This is a genomic window from Niallia sp., from assembly GCF_031978665.1.
Classification (GTDB): domain Bacteria; phylum Bacillota; class Bacilli; order Bacillales; family Cytobacillaceae; genus Niallia.
In genome coordinates, this window is the sequence record NZ_DALZDK010000002.1 from 136077 (window position 1) to 154412 (window position 18336).

Annotated in this window: 16 protein-coding genes; 4 read left to right on the forward strand and 12 right to left on the reverse strand. The window is 36.3% G+C overall.

From position 1 onward, the window contains the following. Positions 1–185: 185 nt before the first annotated feature. Positions 186–1415 (reverse strand): pyridoxal-phosphate-dependent aminotransferase family protein, encoded by a 1230-nt coding sequence (locus RTL21_RS01835; protein WP_312092735.1) that lies wholly within the window; start codon positions 1413–1415, stop codon positions 186–188. Positions 1416–1537: 122 nt separating this feature from the next. Beyond that, complete coding sequence (locus RTL21_RS01840) at positions 1538–2773, reverse strand: Zn-dependent hydrolase (RefSeq protein ID WP_312092736.1); 1236 nt, start codon at positions 2771–2773, stop codon at positions 1538–1540. Between the two features lie 263 nt (positions 2774–3036). Between RTL21_RS01840 and RTL21_RS01845 the strand changes: the two genes are divergently transcribed. Further along, positions 3037–4683 (forward strand): PucR family transcriptional regulator, encoded by a 1647-nt coding sequence (locus RTL21_RS01845; RefSeq protein ID WP_312092737.1) that lies wholly within the window; start codon positions 3037–3039, stop codon positions 4681–4683. A gap of 156 nt (positions 4684–4839) precedes the next feature. Further along, positions 4840–6174 carry a nucleobase:cation symporter-2 family protein gene (locus RTL21_RS01850; RefSeq protein ID WP_312092739.1) on the forward strand — a complete coding sequence of 445 codons (1335 nt, stop codon included), beginning with the start codon at positions 4840–4842 and terminating at the stop codon, positions 6172–6174. Between the two features lie 62 nt (positions 6175–6236). On the opposite strand, the gene ystJ is transcribed toward RTL21_RS01850, so the two are convergent. After that, the gene (ystJ, locus tag RTL21_RS01855; protein WP_312092741.1) at positions 6237–7466 is read right to left on the reverse strand and encodes an NADP-dependent malic enzyme; all 1230 of its coding nucleotides are present in this window, start codon (positions 7464–7466) and stop codon (positions 6237–6239) included. A 298-nt stretch (positions 7467–7764) separates the two neighbouring features. Then, entirely contained in the window at positions 7765–8451 is a 687-nt protein-coding gene (gene rpiA / locus RTL21_RS01860) for a ribose-5-phosphate isomerase RpiA (protein WP_312092877.1), read from the reverse strand. 330 nt (positions 8452–8781) lie between these two features. Between rpiA and RTL21_RS01865 the strand changes: the two genes are divergently transcribed. After that, positions 8782–9000: a hypothetical protein gene (locus RTL21_RS01865; RefSeq protein ID WP_312092743.1), complete on the forward strand. Its 219-nt coding sequence runs from the start codon at positions 8782–8784 to the stop codon at positions 8998–9000. Between the two features lie 167 nt (positions 9001–9167). Here the strand turns inward: RTL21_RS01865 and zupT are convergent, their stop codons facing one another. The 4 genes from zupT to RTL21_RS01885 all read right to left on the reverse strand — a co-directional run bounded on the left by zupT (position 9168) and on the right by RTL21_RS01885 (position 11616). Beyond that, positions 9168–9977, reverse strand: a complete 810-nt coding sequence (zupT, locus tag RTL21_RS01870; RefSeq protein ID WP_312092745.1) for a zinc transporter ZupT — start codon at positions 9975–9977, stop codon at positions 9168–9170. 246 nt (positions 9978–10223) lie between these two features. Beyond that, entirely contained in the window at positions 10224–10472 is a 249-nt protein-coding gene (locus RTL21_RS01875; protein ID WP_312092747.1) for a hypothetical protein, read from the reverse strand. Positions 10473–10641: 169 nt separating this feature from the next. Next, the gene (locus RTL21_RS01880) at positions 10642–11067 is read right to left on the reverse strand and encodes a MaoC family dehydratase (protein WP_312092749.1); all 426 of its coding nucleotides are present in this window, start codon (positions 11065–11067) and stop codon (positions 10642–10644) included. Between the two features lie 138 nt (positions 11068–11205). Continuing rightward, positions 11206–11616, reverse strand: coding sequence for a MerR family transcriptional regulator (locus RTL21_RS01885; RefSeq protein WP_312092751.1), 411 nt, complete (start codon positions 11614–11616; stop codon positions 11206–11208). 238 nt (positions 11617–11854) lie between these two features. On the opposite strand from RTL21_RS01885, the gene RTL21_RS01890 reads away from it, so the two are divergent. After that, the gene (locus RTL21_RS01890; RefSeq protein ID WP_312092752.1) at positions 11855–12895 is read left to right on the forward strand and encodes an NAD(P)-dependent alcohol dehydrogenase; all 1041 of its coding nucleotides are present in this window, start codon (positions 11855–11857) and stop codon (positions 12893–12895) included. Positions 12896–13003: 108 nt separating this feature from the next. On the opposite strand, the gene RTL21_RS01895 is transcribed toward RTL21_RS01890, so the two are convergent. From RTL21_RS01895 to RTL21_RS01910, 4 genes are all read right to left on the reverse strand, one after another. After that, positions 13004–14197, reverse strand: coding sequence for a PDZ domain-containing protein (locus tag RTL21_RS01895; RefSeq protein WP_312092754.1), 1194 nt, complete (start codon positions 14195–14197; stop codon positions 13004–13006). Positions 14198–14437: 240 nt separating this feature from the next. Continuing rightward, positions 14438–16453, reverse strand: a complete 2016-nt coding sequence (tkt, locus tag RTL21_RS01900) for a transketolase (RefSeq protein ID WP_312092756.1) — start codon at positions 16451–16453, stop codon at positions 14438–14440. Positions 16454–16595: 142 nt separating this feature from the next. Continuing rightward, positions 16596–17042, reverse strand: coding sequence for a ribose 5-phosphate isomerase B (rpiB, locus tag RTL21_RS01905; RefSeq protein WP_312092758.1), 447 nt, complete (start codon positions 17040–17042; stop codon positions 16596–16598). A gap of 242 nt (positions 17043–17284) precedes the next feature. Continuing rightward, on the reverse strand, positions 17285–18316 hold the full coding sequence (locus RTL21_RS01910; RefSeq protein WP_312092760.1) for a zinc-binding dehydrogenase: 1032 nt from the start codon (positions 18314–18316) through the stop codon (positions 17285–17287). Between the last annotated feature and the right edge of the window lie 20 nt (positions 18317–18336).

The window sequence follows — 18336 nt, forward strand, 5'->3', positions numbered from 1 at the left end:
AGAGACCTCTTCTCTGTTACCTTTTTTCGCTCGGGAGCTTGCTCTCGGGCTCAGAGACCTCTTCTCTGTTACCTTTTTTCGCTCGGGAGCTTGCTCTCGGGCTCAGAGACCTTTTCTCTGTTACCTTTTCTTGCTGAAGCTCTTGCTCTCGGGCTCAGAGACCTCTTCTCTGTTACCTTTTCTTTTCAATCTCTAGAATAAAAGTCTAACGTTGCTTGGAGCGCTTGACCTGCAGGAAGTTTTGCTCCATGTCTAAGTAGGCATGCTTCTAAACTAGCTAGGACAAATAGAACATTTTCTTTTCGGCAGCTATAGCCCATTGTTCCGACTCTCCATATTTTCCCGTGCAATGGACCAAAGGAGCTTGCGATTTCCACTCCAAATTGCTGGAGCATCATGCTTCGAACAGATTCTGCATCGATTCCTTCAGGTACTTTAATGCAAGTAACTGTTGGTAACTTCCATCTTCTATCACCAAATAATTCTAAGCCCATACCTTGAATGCCTTCTATTAATGCTTGTTCATGGTATTGATGACGCAAAAATCTATTTTCTAATCCTTCCTCTAAAACGATTCTTAATCCCTCATGCAATGCGTATAACATAGAAGTTGCTTCTGTATGATGATTCAATCTTCTTGGACTCCAATAATCCTGTAATTGTGCTAAGTCTAAATAATTTGAGCGAATAGGAGTATGGGCTTTTTTCTCTGCTAGTTCACTATCTGTAGCTATCCCTCTTTCTACCTTTTTCCGAGCAATCAATACTTTTTCCACTCGGTCATTATAAGTAATTGGGGCATGACCAGATGGCACCGATAAACACTTTTGATTCCCCCCAATAACTGCATCTATATACCAATTATCTGTTTGAACATTCGCTCCACCAATGGTTGCCACTGCGTCGACAATAAAAAGAATATCTTGTTCCCGGCATGCTTTCCCAACCTCTTCTAATGGTTGCATACAGCCAGTTGATGTTTCTCCATGTACAAGGGCAACAATTTTTGGTTTCACTTTCTTCATTTCTGCAATGATTACTTCCGGATCAAAAACTTCTCCCCATTCACAATGAAGTAACTGAATGTCGGCCCCATATCTTTCAGCAATTTCTGTTAATAGATGACCAAATCTCCCATAAATCGGAATTAACACTTTATCTCCTGGCTCGATAACACTTGCTAATACTGCTTCAAGTCCAGATCTCGATGTTCCATCTACCGGATATGCCCACCTGTTTTTTGTTTGAAAAACTTGTTGTATCATTGCCATCACATCATTCATAATAGCCGTAAACGCAGGATCAAATTGTCCTAAAATTGGGGTACTTAAAGCCCTTAATACTCGCGGATCTACTTCTACTGGGCCTGGTGTCATAATCGTTCTTAGAGGGGTGTTTAATTCTGAAAAAGTCATTGGTTATGTCCTTCCTTTATAGATATATTTTGATATAGAACAAACTTTAAGAGATAATTTTTTCTTGCGGCTTTCATTTACTCGATGATCGTCTTTTTCTCTACTATGCAAGACCTTGCTCTTTAATAAGCCAATCTCTGCAAAAATTCAATAAGAACAATAATCCCTCTTTTTAAATCTTCTAAGTCCGTATGTTCTTTTGGTGAATGGCTGATTCCACCTGCACTTGGAACAAATAGTAAAGCTGTCGGACAGTAAGTTCCAAACACTTGGGCATCATGCCCTGCTCCGCTGATCATTGTTCGGTTTGGAATCTCCATTTCTTGAACGATATGATGAGCTAATTTTGTCAATCTATCATCCATTGCGACAGCCTTCACATCCATCCATTGTTCCCACTCCACATTCATACCTGATTCTATGCTTTTCTGTTTAAAATAAGCTATTATTTTCCCGCAAAAGAAATCTAACACTTCTTCTTGATGATGCCTGACATCTAATGTAAACGTAACTTCTTTCGGAATTACATTTGGAACATTAGGAGAAGCTATTATTTTCCCAACCGTTGCTACTAACTGAGAATCAATTTCTGTAACTTGATTTAATGTATAGGTAATTAATTCAGCAGCTAAATGCATACTATCCTTCCGATAAGGCATCGGGGTTGTACCTGCATGGTTACTCTCTCCTATTACTTTAACAGTAAACCTTCTTTGTCCAACAATATGAGAAACAATACCAATCGACTTTTGCTCTTTCTCTAAAACTGCACCTTGTTCTATATGTATTTCTATGAAACAATCAATATCCTCTCTTTTCACTTGTTCTCTCTCTGTTTGTAATCCCATGGATAACATTGCATGGGAAAAGGAAATATTTTTCGTATCATATAATTCGTGGCAATCATCTTTTGTAAATTTTCCCGTTATGGAACCTGAACCCCAGAAAGCTAAAGGAAATCTACTCCCCTCTTCCTCACATAAGGATACGACTTCTATCGTTTTTTTTGGTAATCCATAACGCTCCTTTAAATAATTAACAGCGACCAGACTTGCAATAATTCCATATGCACCGTCATATTTCCCACCATCTATAACCGTATCAATATGGGAACCTGTTAAAATTGCTTTCTCCTCTTGCAGCGTTCCTTCCAGTCTGCCAAACAGATTACCCACCCCATCCAAATATGGGTTTAAACCACATTCCTTCATTTTTTGTAAAAGAGAAAATTGTGCTAACCTCCAATTTTCATCATAGAGAAGTCGTGTAACCCCGCCATTTTTGGTATACCCAAATGCAGCTAACCATTCTATCCACCTGCCCACCTCTTTTGAATCTATATCAATAGTTGTCTTCATTTCAATCGCTCCTCTCGGGTGATAACTCTAATTGATTCAACCTATTCAAAAATGAAGGAACATACTTCTCCATTTTGTTATGTTTTCTAGCTCTTTTTTGCATTTACAATTACAACGCACTAATATTATGTAACCATTATTTTAATAACGAGCTGCTAGCAATACATTAGATAAAATGTTAGAATTATCTAAATACTTTGTATAAAATAACTAAATAGAAATAATCATTCACCTTATAAATAGATTTCTTGAGGAGGGATAATATGAAACTAGCAGAGATTCTGCAGAAGCCAGTGTTTGACGCTGTTCAAGTCATTGCAGGTCACAGTGGATTAAATAAAGAAATAAAGAATATTACCATGATGGATGCGCCAGATATCGTTGAATATTTACACCCTAACGATTTATTAGTTACTACCGCCTATCATTTGAAAGATGATCCTGATATTTTGCTTTCTTTAATAAAAAGCATGCAGGAAAAAGATTGTACCGCTCTAGGAATTAAAGCAAAACGATTCTTAGGACATATTCCACAAGAAGCAATTCAATTTGCGAATGAAAAAGGCTTTCCACTTTTAGAAATTCCATTAGAAACGTCACTTGGTGAAATTGTTAATGGTTCTTTAAATTACATGTTGAGTCAGAGAACGGCTGAATTAACCAGTGCATTTGAAACGCATCGGAAATTCACACAGCATATCTTAAAAGGAAAAGGCATAAAAAGGCTTGTTGACGACTTATCACAAATGATCAACAAGCGTATTGTTTTACTTGATGCACATTTACAAATGCATACCACTTCTCATACTAGAAATTCTATCGGAAGCTACTTTAGCTCCCTGCATGCAAAAGGATATGAATTTTTATTAACAAGCTCGCCCTACTCTTGTTTTTCAAGCAGAAATACAGAAGAGGTTTTTACTATTTTTCCAATTTATACGCATATGAGGAAACCTGCATTTTTAGTGGTACTTGGAGAAATTCCGATTGAAGACAAGAGCTTACTGCTTACTATTGAACAAGCTACAAATGTTTTATCCTTTGAGCTAATGAGAGAAAATACAGTAAAACAATATACAAGAAGAGCAAGGAATGATTTCTTTACTCATTTCGTGGAAGGAAAATTTACCTTTGCAGAGGAAATTGAAAGTAGAGCAAAAGAATTCTCTTTAAAAAGGGAGCAGGCATCCATTGCAATCATTGGCAAAATGGATAACAGTGAACAGTATATGTCCTTTACACAGCATTCTGTTGAGATTGATTATATATACGAATTTTTAGAAACGGAAATAAAGAAGGCACCCTTTGCCTCTCAGCTTTTTATTAAAGATGATCATTGTATCATTATCATGGAAGTCGCCCATTCATCCTATGATTTAGACAGCACTATTCTTCCTTATTTACAAAATATTCAAGATTATATGACAAATACCTTTAAGAGATCGATGTCATTTGGTATCAGTAATGTTTTTCAGCGCCTATTAAATATACCTAATGGCTACAAAGAGGCACTTAGTGCCTTACATACTGGTCAGCTTTCTGGAAGTATTCCTTTTATCCAAATTCATCGGCCAAAGGATGTCTTTGAAATGTTAAGAATTATTCCAACAAAGGATCTTCAAGAGTTTTACGATTATATCTTTCAAGCATTCACGAGTAATCAGCAACAAGAGGAAGAACAAATTTTACTCAATACATTATCGGTTTACTTAGAGACCCATTGCCAAATTTCCGAAACCGCGAAACGTCTATATGTACATCGCAATACCGTAATCTATCGTCTGGAAAAATGTGAAGAGTTGCTAGGTAAAAGCCTGAAGGATCCAGAAACTACCTTCCATCTTCGCTTTGCATTCCGAATAAAATCGATTTTAAAATCGAATGAAAGAAAAAAGCAAATCCAACTATAAAGGAAGCCTTTTTTCTTCTTAGATATATAATCTATATTTTCTAAATATTTTGTACAATATAACCAATGACTTCTTTCTTCTCGATTATTATGATGTTAATAAACATAACGAATAACGTTAGTTTTATTAACACAAGGAGAAAAAGGAGTGTAAATAATGGCTGAAAATAAAGAAACGGGTTTGAAAATTTTTTCTTTAGGACTTCAACATGTGCTTGCCATGTATGCAGGTGCTATCCTCGTTCCGCTACTAGTCGGAAGAGCTTTAAATTTATCAACCGAACAACTTGCTTATCTTGTTGCAATTGATTTATTGACATGCGGTATTGCCACATTGCTTCAGGCTTGGAAAAATAAATATTTAGGAATTGGATTACCAGTTGTTCTTGGTAGCTCCTTTGTTGCCGTTACCCCAATGATCTCCATTGGAGCAAACTATGGAGTTACTGCAATTTATGGGGCTATCATTATTACTGGACTTTTTATGATTATTTGCGCTCCTTTTTTCAGTAAAATTACAAAGCTTTTCCCTCCCGTCGTGATCGGAACCGTCGTTACCATTATAGGTTTATCTCTCATTCCTTCAGGTATTAAAAATATGGGAGGAGGAGCAACTAGTGAAGATTTTGGCTCCATTGAGAATCTGATTCTTTCATTTGGTGTTCTATTATTCATTCTATTGTTAAACCGTTTCACAAAAGGATTTCTGCAATCATTGTCTGTGTTAATTGGAATTATAGCAGGTACAGTTGCTGCTTCCTTTCTTGGAAAAGTTAATCTTTCCCCAGTAAAAGAGGCAAGTTGGTTTCATTTCCCTGAAGTTTTCTATTTTGGAACCCCAAGCTTTGAAATTGGCCCGATTCTTACAATGTTAATTGTTGGATTGGTCATTGTCATCGAATCAACTGGAGTTTTCTTTGCACTAAGCAAGATTACCGAAACACCATTAAGTGAAAAGGATTTAACGAGAGGGTATCGTGCAGAAGGGGTAGCAATTACGTTAGGTGGACTATTTAATGCATTTCCGTATAATACCTTTGCCCAAAACGTTGGTCTTGTACAGCTTTCAAAAGTTAAAACCGTCCATGTAGTTGTAGCCGCTGGTGCAATCCTTGTTTTCTTAGGATTCATTCCTAAAATCGCTGCTTTTGCTACCATTATCCCAACACCAGTATTAGGCGGAGCAACGGTTGTTATGTTTGGAATGGTTGTTTCTTCTGGAATCAGAATGCTGAGTAGCGTTGATTTCACGAATCAAGCTAACTTATTGATTATGGCTTGTTCGATTTCCATTGGTTTAGGCGCGACTGCAGTTCCTACTTTATTTGACCAACTCCCTTCCGCTCTACGTATTATAGTAAGTGATGGGATTATTACCGGAAGTATTGCAGCAATCCTGTTAAATCTGCTATTCAACGTAACAGCAAGTAAGAAAAGCACTAGTTCTTCTCTTATTAGCACACAAGAGGTAAAGGAAACTAATCCTTTTTAACTAAGCTAGTTTTGCACACAAATAAAAGCTGACAAAATGTCAGCTTTTATTTACCTCTTTATTTATTTTTTAATAATTGTCCGTTTCATTGTTTTCAGTCTTACTTGCTCTGGATCGACCTGAATTCTCGCTACATTTGTTTTCATCGCTGCTTCAGCAACTGCGGCAGCTACTGCTGGCGCTACTCTTGGATCAAAAGGACTTGGAATTACATAATCTTCATTCAACTCAGAGTCCGAAATTAATCCTGCAATTGCTTCCGTTGCTGCTTTCTTCATTTCTTCGTTAATTGTTGTCGCACGAACATCTAAAGCTCCACGAAAGACACCTGGAAATGCCAATACATTATTAACTTGATTTGGAAAATCAGACCTTCCTGTTCCAACTATAGCAGCACCTGCTTCTTTCGCCTCGGCAGGGCTTATTTCTGGTATCGGATTGGCCATCGCAAAAATGATTGCATCCTTATTCATCGTTTTTACCATCTCTTTTGTTAGCGTACCTGCGATAGAAACACCAATGAATACGTCTGCTTCTTTAATCGCATCATGTAAGTCTGTTACTTTCTTATCGTTTGTATATACTGCTACTGCTTCTTTTGCCGGATTCATCCCAATAGTTCTCCCAGAATAAATAGCTCCTTTGGTGTCACATAAAATCATATTTTTCACGCCATAGGAAAAGAGAAGTTTCGTAATAGCTATTCCTGAAGCACCAGCCCCATTTATAACAATCTTTAAATCCTTCATTTTTTTGTTTACAAGCTTAAGCGCATTGATAAGTCCAGCCAAGGTTACAATCGCAGTACCATGCTGGTCATCATGAAATACAGGAATATCCAATTCTTGCTTTAATCGTTCTTCTATCCCAAAACAATAGGGGGCAGCAATGTCTTCTAGATGAATCGCACCAAAAGTAGGAGCCATCAATTTCACCGTTTCCACTATCTTATCTTCATCTGTTGTATTTAAGGCTATAGGAAAAGCGTCTACCCCCGCAAAGATTTTAAATAAGATTGCTTTTCCCTCCATAACCGGAAGAGATGCCGCTGCTCCAATATTCCCCAAACCGAGTACAGAGGTGCCATTTGTTACAAGCCCTACCATATTACCTTTCATCGTAAAATCATATACAGCTTCTGGATTTTTAAAAATTTCTTTACAGGGCTCTGCAACACCTGGAGAATAAGCTAAACTTAAATCCTCGGCATTTTTCACTTCTACCTTTGCATGTATTTCCAATTTTCCTTGTTTGACTTGGTGCATATGTAAAGCTTCTTCTCGTAAAGACATTTTATCTCTCCCTTATTAGCGCAATTTCCTCAAACATTATTGCTTTCTTTAATTGGGCATTTTCTAGATAGTTGCCTTCCTATCTAAGATGATAAATCTTAAAAACGAAAAAAGAAACGCTTTCAAAGAAAAAACACCTAATCTCTAATGAAATATGATCCAAATAGTTATTTTTGATCACTAGAGGTTTTATGAATAGCTCCCCACCTAAAAATGTTTAGGTGAGGGTATTATATGCAAGTTAATGTGCGATAAATCTACATTACTGTGAAATACGCTAACACCTTTTGCCCACTCATTATCTTTTAGCTATATCCACACTAATTTCATGTTGCTTATCAACAGAGATTAATACATCTACCATATGAATAAAGAGGCCATTTTCCACTACTCCTACTATATTATTCAAGGTCTCATGTAATTGACTGGGATTTTGGATACTAGGAAAAGAACAATCTACAATATAATTTCCGTTATCTGTCACATAAAGTTTATCATCTTTGAACCGCATCTCTGTTTTACATCCTAATTTTCGAATGGCTCTCTCTGTTTGTTTATATCCAAATGGCACTACTTCTACAGGTAAAGGAAATTGCCCTAATGACTGAACTTTCTTACTGCCATCAGCAACAACTACAAAGGTTTTAGCAGCACTAGCAATTATTTTTTCTCGCAGTAATGCTCCGCCTCCTCCTTTTATAGCAAAGAAATTAGCATCAATTTCATCTGCACCATCAATAGCAACATCTAATTCTTCTACTTCATTTATATCAACCAGTTGAATCCCATATTCCCTAGCCAATTTTTCTGTAGCCTTTGATGTAGCAACTCCTTTTAATTCCATTCCTTCCTTAATCATTTCTCCCATTTTTTTAATTACATAATAGGCAGTAGATCCTGTTCCAAGTCCAACGGTCATTCCATCTTTTACATATTGAATTGCTGCAGTTTCTCCAACTAATGCTTTTTCATCTAGTCTATCCATTCTGTTCACCTACACACTTATTTTGTCATCATCTATATTGTCATTCTCCCTTCTATAATAGATGATATATCCTTCTCTTTCATCTATTTTCACGAAAAATTTTCACTGAATTATATTTTCATATTATTTTTTCCTCTATTCACATTATGTAACGTCTTACATTTTAAGGAAATCACATCAGCTTGTTATTAATATCCCAAGTATCCTTTCATTTACTTCTATTGTTACTCTGTAAAATCCAAAATAAAAAAGAAGTCTATTACTTAATAATTGAAACTTTTGCTTTAAATTACCGTATATCTAGTAAAAAAAGATAAGGGTGTTAACAAAATGAGTTTTGTCATTACTGTTTTAATCATATTTTCTGTACCCCTAACACGCATCATAACTGGCCATTTAGAAGCACAGACAAAATTAAAACGAGCCATGTTAAAGGATCAGCTAAAACTTGAAAAATTAAAATATGAAAATTTCTTATTGGAAACGAATAAATTGAAGTTAGAAGTGGAGAAGATGGAGAAAGAAAATAATTTATTGGAGAAGAATTGATTGTGGTTTGTTTTCTCATAAATGCCTTACTAAAACCGCAGGCTGAATACACTATGCTTTCCGTAGGGACGTGAAGGGTATTCAGCCTGCTATGGCTTTATTTAGTAACTCATTTATAAAAACAAAATAACAATTAATTATTCCATTTATAGCAAATAAAACTCTTTCTATATAAACAATAACAAACTTACTGCCATCACAGCCATTCCGGCAATCAGTCCATATATGGATAAGTGGCCTTCGTCATATTTTTTGGCAGCTGGCAATAATTCATCTAATGAAATAAAGACCATGATTCCTGCTACTGCTGCGAAGATAAGGCCGAACATCACATCATTTAGAAATGGCATTAAGATAAGGAATGCAACTAAGGCGCCAACTGGCTCTGCTAATCCTGATAAAAAGGAAAGTTTAAATGCTTTTTTTCGGTCACCTGTCGCAAAATAAACTGGTACTGCGACCGCAATTCCTTCTGGGATATTATGTATTGCTATTGCAACTGTGATTGCTACACCAAGTCCTGGATCTTGAAGAGCTGCAGTAAAGGTTGCAATTCCTTCTGGGAAGTTGTGAATGGCAATAGCAAGTGCTGTAAAGCTCCCCATTTTCAAAAGGGAATGGTCTGTTTGCTTTACATTTGATTTATTAATGTCTTCTACTTTTTTCAGCTCATGGGGGTTTCCTTGCTCTGGTACGAATTTATCAATAAAAGCAATTAACAATATCCCCCCAAAGAATCCTGCAACAGTTAGCCAATTCCCTGTTTGCTGTCCTAATGATCCGACTAATGCATCTTTCGCTTTAACAAAAATCTCAATCATCGATACATAAATCATCACACCCGCAGAGAAGCCGAGCATCCACGAGAGAAACTTCGTATTAGTTGTCGATGTGAAAAAAGCAAGCATACTTCCAATCCCAGTAGCAAGACCTGCTAATAACGTTAAACCAAAGGCAACCAATAAATTTTCGGGCATATAAATCCCCCTTTATCCATCTGTATTATTCCGACGCTTTTTCATTTATATAAAAATTATACCTTCATTAAAAAATGTTTCTCTTAGGAAAAATCTTAACCAATTTCCAAATATTCGTCAATCCATATCTACAAATTGAGTTTATTTGTTTTCATGGAGCAATACACAAATACTATTTTTGATAATAATGAAGACGACTCGTTTTAATTATACGCAAAAAAGAAAATTTCTTTCCTTTCATTTTATTTATTTCTTAATGAACATGAAATCCTCTTTAAAAGCCTTTTTCCTACTTTTATTCATCCCCTTATATATTCTTTTTACTCCTTCCGTGATAATGGTACTTCCAATTAGATCGATAGCGATATTTCCATTAATCATTTTGATTACGTAATAAGAAAGTGTACCAATGCCCATATCCATCATGACAAATCGCTTCATTTTCGAAAATTCAATTACTACAATGATTATTTGTTTTTTAGTCTCTTTATTCATTTCCTCCATCTCCCCTTTGAATTTAGAGTATGAAAGAAAGAGATTGTCCAATGTGAAAAATTATTTACACAGGGCTAATTCAATCGTTACTGCTAAACATTTGTCCATAAAAAAAGCAAAAGAATAAAAGGTCTCTTTTGCTTTTTGACTAAAATTTTTTTATCCTATATCAATTTTTTATAAGGACAGATAATTCCCCTGAAAAAACTTCTTCCTCTTTATCATTATACGTACTAAGCAACACTGTAAGAATTCCAGTAGCACTTTTATTTTGCTTTTTTTCGAGAACCTTTACCATTGTATACAGCTCATCACCTGGAAAAACTGGTTTTAAAAATTTTATATGATTCATTTCCGTTCCAGCAATAACATCCTCCCCATATTTCTCTTCTTCTACCCAAAGCTTAAAAGAAATGGCTAAAGTATGTATACCTGAAGCGATTATTCCATTAAATCTGCCTTCTTTCGCTTTCTCCTCATTCAAATGCATGTATTGAGGGTCAAATTCTCCTGCAAACTTCATTATCTCTTCTTTTGTCACTTTAAAAGATTTTGTTTTAAAACTTTGTCCAATTGTAAATTCATCTAATTTCATGTTTACCCTCTTCTATTAGTTATATATTCTAAAACTTAACTTGATTATTTATGAAGGCTGTTTTCGTAAAGTTTGTTGCAATATGTGAGCAGCCTTCATAAGGAATATTTTAAATCGTCGTAAGACAAGTATTTTCTATTAATTAAAACTCCCTATTTTATTACTTTTATGAATATCTTCCGTCCCTGCTTCTATGGCTGTCATGTAGTAATTACACTTATGATTAATGACTTCCATTGTCTTATTTAATTCTTCTAGCTGTGCCTCCACAGCAGCCTTTCGTTCTAAAAACATATCATATCTTTGCTGTAAGGTGGAATCCCCTTCCGAACACCAGGCAATAAATCCTTTAATTTCCTTAATAGGCATCCCAGTAGATTTTAGACACTGAATGATCTTTAGTGATTCAACATCCGATTCTTTAAACACTCGAGTGCCATTCGGAGTACGTTCCACAAAAGGCATTAGCCCCTCCTTATCGTAGTAACGCAAGGCGTATACGGTGAGATTTAATTCTTTCGCCACTTCACTGATAGAATAAGTCTTCATCCTTTTTCTTCTCCCTCTTGATATAGATTTTGAGTTAACTCTATGTTTTAAACAGCATCCTAACACGCTGTTTACTACCTGTCAAAGATTTAACTTAAATCATAATATTTATGCTTATCACTTGACCTAGAGTTAACTATAGGGATTATTCTAATTTAGTAAGAGAGACAATGAATAAAAAATAAGTTCAGTAATACATACTCTCTTAAAAAATTAAACTATTGGAGGTTTTTCAAAAATGATTTCAGCTAAAGCAAGAGCAGTCAACGGTCCGGATAAATCGTTTCGAGCAACTGAAATTAACAGACGGGACCTTGACTTACACGATGTTCTAATCGAAATTAAATATGCAGGCATTTGCCATTCTGACATCCATACTGCCCACGGTGAATGGGGTCCTGTTAACTATCCTCTTGTCCCCGGTCATGAGATTGCAGGAATTGTTACGGAAGTAGGGACAGAAGTAACAAAATATAAAGTTGGTGACCGAGTAGGTGTCGGATGTATGGTGGACTCCTGTGGAAAATGCGAGAACTGCTTAAGAGGCGAAGAACAATACTGCCTAAAAGGAAACATTCCAACATACGCTGGTGTAGACAAATATGGTGAGCCTACACAAGGCGGCTATTCTACCCATATTGTTGTGACAGAGGACTTTGTTGTTGGAATTCCTGATAATATTGAACTTGACGCTGCAGCACCATTGCTTTGTGCGGGTATTACAACCTATTCCCCATTAAATCGCTGGGGAGCAGGTCCAGGAAAGAAAGTAGCGATTGTTGGAATGGGTGGTCTTGGACATATGGCTGTTAAGATTGCACATGCTATGGGTGCCGAAGTAACCGTACTATCACAATCATTAAAGAAAAAAGAAGATGGCTTAGAATTTGGTGCAGATTACTACTATGCTACAAACGATCCAGAAACATTTGAGAAACTTGCTGGATCATTTGACTTAATCCTTAACACTGTAAGTGCAAAAATCAACCTTGATTCTTATTTTTCCTTGCTTACTCTTGACGGTACGATGGTAAATGTCGGTGCTCCTGGAGAGCCACTGTCATTGAATGTGATGTCTCTAATCGGGCACCGTCGTTCATTTGCTGGTTCCATGATTGGAGGTATCCGTGAGACACAAGAGATGTTAAATTTCTGTGCAAAAAATCATATTGCTCCAAAAATCGAAGTAATTTCAGCCGACCAAATTGATGAGGCATATGAACGTGTCTTAGCTTCAGATGTTAAATATCGTTTCGTCATTGATACTAGTACCATGTAAAACTATTATTCTATTTGTACTTTAATCAACTGAAAATACAAAAATCGAGTAATCATTGGAATAGATTACTCGATTTTTATTTAGTTATGCATTTACCCCTTAACTCTTTTAGACCGCTTCATTCCCATGAACATTCTCGTCAGGAATCAATAGCAACCCTAATTCATGATGATCCCCTTCATATAAAGCCCTTTGGACGAAACGAATTTCACCATGAGCATCAAACACTTCCAGTTTACAATGGGCAGAATTTTTTTGTAATGCTTTATATAACTGATTTTTATCTTGAACTGGAATACTATTTACCTTAGAAATCATTTCACCAATTTTCAGCTCCATTTTATCTGCTGGAGAATCTGGCACAATTCCTAATATTACCACGCCATTATTTTTTCTAGAAAAATAGAAGGATTTGTTCTTTTCATTGTTTCTCTGCTTTCTTGTAATCCACTCACGTCCAATAATTGCTACTAACACGAAACCGAGTGAAGAAATTGGGAAGAAATAAGCAGCAGCTCCACCTACAATAATAATAGAACCTAGAATAATAATATTTCTTCCTACATTTCGAATCGCAATAATCGGGTGTTCCCCTTGAATTTCCATTTTAGATCCAATCAAGAAAGGAACCAAGAGGAGAGAATAGGTTTGATCTCCTACAGTAAACATTGGCCACCATTCAAATGGAATCGTTAATACTCCTGAAGGGACAAATAAAAATACTGGTAAGATCCACGCTCTCTCTAGTAAATGAATGCCTATAGCTTGACCACGTTTACTTTTCTTTAACCGCGGCGAAGTTCCGTTAACTCCATTTTTACGAACAAATATTCCCTCGGAAATAATTAATAAGCCTAACAAAATAACTGCCGTCGGAAAAATATATTCGGATGAATTTAGATTACTTTTAGAAAACAAGAAATAATCCCATCCATAGAACAAAGAAACACTGCTAACTACTATTCCTAATCCAGCTGTGTATACAGGAGACATTATTCTCGTTTTTCCAATCAACACTAATACGATCGAAATGACTCCTGTAAAAATAATAAATTCCATTGGAACTACTAAAACAAGTCCGATAGAAAGAACGGATACACATAATCCGCTGATAAGCCCCAATGGCAACAATTGTTTCAGTTCAAAGTAAGCGTTCTGTGCTCTTACCGTAAAATTTCTTCTTTCTTTTTTTACTCTAGTAACCCCTAAAAAAGCGGCAAATAAAAACGATAAATAGAAAACCGGATTCAAAAATAGTTTCCCAAATCCTTTTAAAAGCTCGAGCAACCAATCTTGCCACATAATACTTCCCCCATCCTTACAATAGCTTCCCATCTATTCATTCCTTGTTTTAAAGGAACTTAATCTTTTATAGTATAAATCTATTATATTCTACTAATATGGTAATAGAAAGACTATGCGGAAGAAATATTATCTCTTTTTGTAACTATTGTAAGTATTGGGCTTATTATAAATAGAAATGATTTTTAGTTTCCTAAACAAAGCCAACAACCTAATAAGGTCATTGGCTTATCTCAACTTTTATTTTGTTTTTGCAATAGTAGATTTTACTTTTGCTACTACATTTTCCACAGTAAATCCGTACTCTTCGAAAAGTTTATCGGCAGGTGCAGATGCTCCGAAATGATCAATCGTGATGTGTTCTCCTTTTGATCCAATATATTCTCTCCAACCAAGAGAGGCACCCGCTTCAATGGCGACACGTGCTTGAATGGTTTCTGGCAATACACTCTCTTTGTATTCAGCGGATTGTTTTTCAAAACGATCCCAACTTGGCATACTTACCACATTTACAGAAATTCCTTCTTCTGCTAATGCTGCTTGCGCTTTAATCGCAAGGGATACTTCTGATCCTGATGCTAAGATTAATGCCTGTGTTTCATCTTTGGATGTAGAAACAGTGTAAGCTCCTTTTTTTACACCTTCATATGCTTCTGCTTTTGTTAAATCTAATGTTGGTAAGTTTTGTCGTGTCAATACTAGTGCTGTTGGTGTATCTGTACTTTCTAGAGCAAGTTGCCATGCTGCTACTGTTTCTTGCGCATCCGCCGGACGAATAATTGATAGACCTGGCATTGCACGCAGAGAAGCTAATTGCTCGATTGGCTCATGTGTAGGGCCATCTTCCCCAACTGCAATACTATCATGTGTGAATACATACGTTACCGGCAATTTCATCAATGCCGCTAAGCGAATTGCTGGACGTAAATAATCAGAAAATACGAAGAAGGTTGCTCCGAATACTTTTACCCCACCATGTAGTGCTAAACCGTTTAACGCTGCACCCATGGCGAATTCACGTACGCCAAACCAAATATTTCTTCCAGCATACCCATCGATTGCAAAGTTTTTCTCAGCGGTCATGAATGTTTTATTGGACCCTGCCAAATCAGCAGATCCACCAAATAAGAATGGAATTTCTTTTGCTGCTGCTTGAATTGTTTTACCAGAAGAATCTCTTGTTGCCATAGAATCTCCAGCATGAAATTCAGGTAAGCTTCCTTGTAAATCAGCTGGTAGCTCTCCTTTTATCGCTGTTTCTAGTTGAGTTGCTAATTCTGGATATGCTGCTTTATAGCCTTCATATAACTCATTCCAAGCTTGTTCTTTGTCTATGCCTTCTTTTGCCAAGGCTGCATAATGTTCTGAAACCTCTGTTGGAATATGGAATGCTTCTTCATATTGCCAACCGTATGTTTGTTTTGCTAAAGTAGTTTCCGAAGCTCCTAGCGGTGCACCGTGTGACGCTGACTTACCACCCTTATTTGGAGAACCATATCCAATTACTGTTTTCACTTCGATTAGTGTAGGGATATCTGATTGCTTTGCCTTTGTAATTGCCTTATGAATTTCCTCCACATCGTTTCCATCTTCCACTCTGATTACTTCCCAACCATACGACTCAAAACGCTTTTGAACACTTTCAGAGAATGACAGATGTAAATCACCATCTAAGGAAATACCATTGGAATCATATAATACTACTAGTCTTCCTAATTTTAAGTGACCTGCAAGCGACGCTGCTTCTGCAGATACCCCTTCCATTAAATCGCCGTCCCCACAAATACTGTACGTATAATGATCTACTACTGGGAAATTATCTTTATTATAGGTGTCTGCCAAATGTCTCTCTGCCATAGCCATCCCAACTGCCATCGCAATTCCTTGGCCAAGTGGACCAGTTGTGGCTTCTACACCTGGCGTATGACCATACTCTGGATGGCCAGGAGTTTTACTTTCCCATTGGCGGAAGTTTTTTAAATCATCAATGGTCACATCATATTGAAACAAGTGCAAAAGGCTATAAAGAAGCATCGAACCATGGCCTGCCGATAAAACGAAACGGTCACGGTTGAACCAATTAGGATTAGCCGGATTGTGATTCATTTCTTTAGCCCATAGTGTGTAAGCCATTGGTGCTGCTCCCATCGGCATTCCCGGATGACCAGAGTTTGATTTCTCAATGGCATCAATGGATAAAGTACGAATTGTATTAATTGCTATTTTCTCGATATTTGTAACAACTGTGTTACTCATAGTATCATTCCTTCATCTTTTTATTTTGATATTCTCAAAAGGTAGTCTCCTTGCGATAACATGCCGTTCTTCAAATAAACACACCTGTTCATTCTAATTTTAGTAGCCTCTAAATAACAAACTTCCTATTCTTTGATTTTTTTCAACAAAGATGTTTTTCTAATTCCCCAATAGCTTCTACTCTTCTTTCATGTCTTCCGCCTAAAAATTCTGCTTGAAGCCATGTGTCTATAATTAATAATGCCAACCCTTCTCCTGTAACTCTCTCTCCTAAACAAAGGATATTGCTATTATTATGCTCTCTAGTAGCTTTTGCCGAAAAAACGTCTCCAGCTACAGCTGCACGTATGCCAGTTATTTTATTTGCTGCAATACTCATGCCGATACCAGTTCCACAGCAAAGAATTCCTAATTCATTTTGACCTGCTACAATAGACTCCCCTACGATTTTCGCATAGTCTGGAAAATCGACACTTTCTCTACTATGACAACCAAAATCGTTAACCTCTATTCCTTGTTCCAATAAATATTTTTTTACTGCTTCTTTTAAGGCAAATCCACCATGATCACATGCTATAGCTAACTTCATGCTCCTCACCCTTTCTATTAATTAGAACCTGAAAGATAATACGATTATTTTTCGAATCATTCCATTCTATCTTTTCAACATGTTCATTTTATCACATGAGACACTTCTTGATGTATACGTTTTCATATTCAAAATTGTTTAACTTTTTGTATAGTATAGTGATTACAAAAATACATAGTAAACAAATAAAAATACTCCACTTTATGTATGTAAGAGGAGTATTTTTATCCAATTAGCAAGGCTTATGACTCAATTAAAACTTTAATTTCGTCACCAGCCATCACTTTTTCAAAACCATTACGCCATTCATCAAGAGATACGATTTTAGTAATCATTTTATCGGTATCAATTTTTCCATCCTCAAGCAATTGCAAGGCAATATCCCAAGAGCTTGGTTTTTGAGAACGGCATCCTATATAATTAATTTCTCTTTGAATAATGGATTCTTGATCAATCTCATTTGTTTTCTTTGCAAATAATCCTACTTGAACGAAGGTCCCTTTTTTCTTAGTTAGTGCAAGACCTTGGTTTACAGCTGGAACAGCACCAGAGCAATCAAATACTTTATCCGCCCCATATCCATCTGTATACTTATTTACTACTTCACTTAAATTTTCTTGTAACAGGTCAACAACCACATCAATGCCTATGTCTTTCGCTAGATCTAATCTCTTTCTATCTTTTGTGATACCAGCCAAAATGACGAATGCCCCTTGGGATTTTACTACTTGACTTAGTAACAATCCAATCGGACCAGGACCAAATACTAATACTACATCTTTTTCATCAATGGTTGTTTTTTCTAATGCAGCATGGACACAACAAGCTAATGGCTCCGTTAATGCCGCTGCTTCTAAACTAACATTCTCCTTTAATACATGAACGCTTTCTTCTCTAGCAATCACATACTCTGCCATACTACCATTTACTTGTGTGCCAAGTCCTGTTCGATTCGGACAAAGGTTATAGTCTTTTTCTTGACAATAGATACATTCTCCGCAAGTTGTAAAGGTTGTTTCACTTGTTACTCGATCTCCAATCTTTACTTTGGATACATCTTTACCGACCTCGACCACTATACCAGAAAATTCATGTCCTAATACAACAGGTGTATTTTTGCTATTATACTGCCCTTTAAAGGTATGGATATCTGATCCACAAATTCCTGTAAAGGCAACCTTTATTTTTACTTTATCATCATATGCAGAAGGCTCATCGATTTCGATTAGCTCCATTTCATCATAGCCTGATTTTAATTTAGTGATAGCTTTCATTGATTACATCCTCCTAAGTT

Coding starts and splice junctions, on each gene's coding strand:
- RTL21_RS01840 (WP_312092736.1), bottom strand. CDS start 2,773: ATGAAGACAACTATTGATATAGATTCAAAAGAGGTGGGCAGGTGGATA.
- RTL21_RS01875 (WP_312092747.1), bottom strand. CDS start 10,472: ATGAATAAAGAGACTAAAAAACAAATAATCATTGTAGTAATTGAATTT.
- RTL21_RS01865 (WP_312092743.1), top strand. CDS start 8,782: ATGAGTTTTGTCATTACTGTTTTAATCATATTTTCTGTACCCCTAACA.
- RTL21_RS01880 (WP_312092749.1), bottom strand. CDS start 11,067: ATGAAATTAGATGAATTTACAATTGGACAAAGTTTTAAAACAAAATCT.
- tkt (WP_312092756.1), bottom strand. CDS start 16,453: ATGAGTAACACAGTTGTTACAAATATCGAGAAAATAGCAATTAATACA.
- ystJ (WP_312092741.1), bottom strand. CDS start 7,466: ATGTCTTTACGAGAAGAAGCTTTACATATGCACCAAGTCAAACAAGGA.
- RTL21_RS01895 (WP_312092754.1), bottom strand. CDS start 14,197: ATGTGGCAAGATTGGTTGCTCGAGCTTTTAAAAGGATTTGGGAAACTA.
- rpiB (WP_312092758.1), bottom strand. CDS start 17,042: ATGAAGTTAGCTATAGCATGTGATCATGGTGGATTTGCCTTAAAAGAA.
- RTL21_RS01835 (WP_312092735.1), bottom strand. CDS start 1,415: ATGACTTTTTCAGAATTAAACACCCCTCTAAGAACGATTATGACACCA.
- RTL21_RS01885 (WP_312092751.1), bottom strand. CDS start 11,616: ATGAAGACTTATTCTATCAGTGAAGTGGCGAAAGAATTAAATCTCACC.
- rpiA (WP_312092877.1), bottom strand. CDS start 8,451: ATGGATAGACTAGATGAAAAAGCATTAGTTGGAGAAACTGCAGCAATT.
- RTL21_RS01910 (WP_312092760.1), bottom strand. CDS start 18,316: ATGAAAGCTATCACTAAATTAAAATCAGGCTATGATGAAATGGAGCTA.
- RTL21_RS01850 (WP_312092739.1), top strand. CDS start 4,840: ATGGCTGAAAATAAAGAAACGGGTTTGAAAATTTTTTCTTTAGGACTT.
- RTL21_RS01845 (WP_312092737.1), top strand. CDS start 3,037: ATGAAACTAGCAGAGATTCTGCAGAAGCCAGTGTTTGACGCTGTTCAA.
- zupT (WP_312092745.1), bottom strand. CDS start 9,977: ATGCCCGAAAATTTATTGGTTGCCTTTGGTTTAACGTTATTAGCAGGT.
- RTL21_RS01890 (WP_312092752.1), top strand. CDS start 11,855: ATGATTTCAGCTAAAGCAAGAGCAGTCAACGGTCCGGATAAATCGTTT.